Annotated in this window: 2 protein-coding genes; both read left to right on the plus strand. The window is 74.5% G+C overall.

Annotated features, from left to right (window positions below):
- Positions 1-1,518: MFS transporter (locus FHL80_RS25025; RefSeq protein WP_138736028.1), on the plus strand; the 1,518-nt coding region annotated here is incomplete at its 5' end.
- Between the two features lie 105 nt (positions 1,519-1,623).
- Positions 1,624-1,863, plus strand: coding sequence for a heavy-metal-associated domain-containing protein (locus FHL80_RS25030; protein WP_138736029.1), 240 nt, complete (start codon positions 1,624-1,626; stop codon positions 1,861-1,863).
- Positions 1,864-1,869: the final 6 nt, after the last annotated feature.

Here is a 1,869-nt window from a genome sequence, read left to right on the forward strand (position 1 = left end):
GCCCACACCCCCGGGCACCCGCACGCCCCTGAGCACGGCTCCCCCCACGGGCACGCGCACGGGCTCCCGCTCCACCAGGCTGCAGGGCACCCGTCGCCGGACGTGCAGGAGCCGCGCCGGCCGTGGACGGTGTTCGCGCTCATGATCGCCGCCCAGTTCATGGTCATCCTGGACGTGTCGGTGGTGAACGTCGCGCTGCCGTCGATCAGCGACTCGCTGCGCCTGTCAGCGGCGGACTACCAGTGGACGGTCAGCGCCTACGTGCTGCTCTCCGGCGGGTTGCTGCTCTTCGGCGGACGGATCGCCGACCTGCTCGACCGGCGCCGTGCATTCCTGGTCGGCATCGGCCTGTTCACCACCGCCTCGCTGGCCAGCGGGCTGGCCCAGACCCCGCTCACGCTCATCCTCTCCCGCGCCGCGCAGGGCGCAGGCGCCGCACTGCTCACCCCGGCCGCGCTGTCCGTCATCGTGACGCACTACGCCGGTAGGCAGCGGCAGACCGCACTCGCCGCGTGGGGCACCGTCGGCAGCATGGGCATCGCCGCCGGGGTGCTCTTCGGTGGGGCGCTGACCAGCGCACTCGGCTGGCGGGCGGTGTTCTTCATCAACGTGCCGATCGGCATCGCCGTCCTGCTCGGCACCCTGCGGGCCGTGGCCGGCAGCGGCTCGCAGCCCGGCGCGCTGCGCAGACTGGACGTGCCCGGCGCGCTGACCCTGGTCGGCGGGCTGCTGGCGCTGGTGTTCGGCATCGAGGCCACCCGCTCAGCGGGCTGGACCGCGCCCCGGACCCTCGTCGCGCTGGCTGCCGCGGCGGTGCTCCTCGCGACGTTCGCCGTGCTCGAGCGGCGCGCCGCCGATCCGCTGGTGCCGCCGGCGACCTGGCGGATGCGGTCGCTGGTGTCGGCCTCGGTGGTGATGGCCGGCGTGACCGGTGCCGTGGTCGGCGCCGTCTTCCTGTCGTCGCTGTACCTGCAGACCATCCTGGGTTCCTCCCCGATCGTCGCGGGGCTGCAGTTCCTGCCCCTTGCTGCGGCGATCACACTGGCCGCCGCCGCCGCGTCCCGGGTCATCGGTCATCTGGGCGCCCGGACGCCGATCCTCGGCGGGCTGGTGGTCATGGCCGCCGGGGTGCTGCTGCTGGCCGCGGGCGCCGGCGGGACGTCCTACGCCGCCGACGTGCTGCCCGGCTTCCTGCTCGTCGGCGCGGGTGTCGGCCCGATGTTCGTGGCCATCGCCGTCGCCGCGATGAGCGACGTGCCCGCCGAGCGGGCCGGGCTGGCCTCCGGGCTGATGATGACCGGCCACGAGATCGGCGCCGCCCTCGGCGTCGCCGTGCTCACCGCCGTCGCCGGTGATCTGGTCACCTCCGCTGGGCTCATCGACGGCTACGGCCAGGCCTTCGCCGTCACCGCCGCAGCCCTGGCCGCGCTGTTCCTCCTCACCGCAGTCTCCGTTCCTGGCGGCAGGCCCCCGGCCGGCGCTGTCGGCCACGGGCACGGGCACGGGCACGGCCACTGAGCGCCCGGTCTCCGCGCGGCGCCCGGCCGTTCCGCGGTGGGAGGCACCCGCCTGTGCACCGACTCCCATCCCGACCGACGCACGACCAGATCACCAGGAGTTCCCATGCTGTCCAGCACGCCGCGCACCTTCTTCGGCGGGACCACCTTCGCCGTCACCGGCCTGGTCTGCGAGCACGGCCGCCGGGCGGTGACCGCGGGAATCGCCGCCGTCGACGGGGTCGAGACCGTCACCGTCGACCTGGCCAGCGGCATCGTCACCGTCACGGTCACCGCCGACCGGCCCGTCGACAGGGCTGACATCGCCGCCGCGGTCGACAAGGCCGGCTACAGCATCTCCACCTGACCCACC

This window comes from Modestobacter excelsi (assembly GCF_005930495.1).
GTDB classification, from domain to species: Bacteria; Actinomycetota; Actinomycetes; order Mycobacteriales; family Geodermatophilaceae; genus Modestobacter; species Modestobacter excelsi.

Excerpts from the sequence above, each read along its gene's own strand:
- FHL80_RS25030 (WP_138736029.1), top strand. The coding sequence starts at position 1,624 with ATGCTGTCCAGCACGCCGCGCACCTTCTTCGGCGGGACCACCTTCGCC.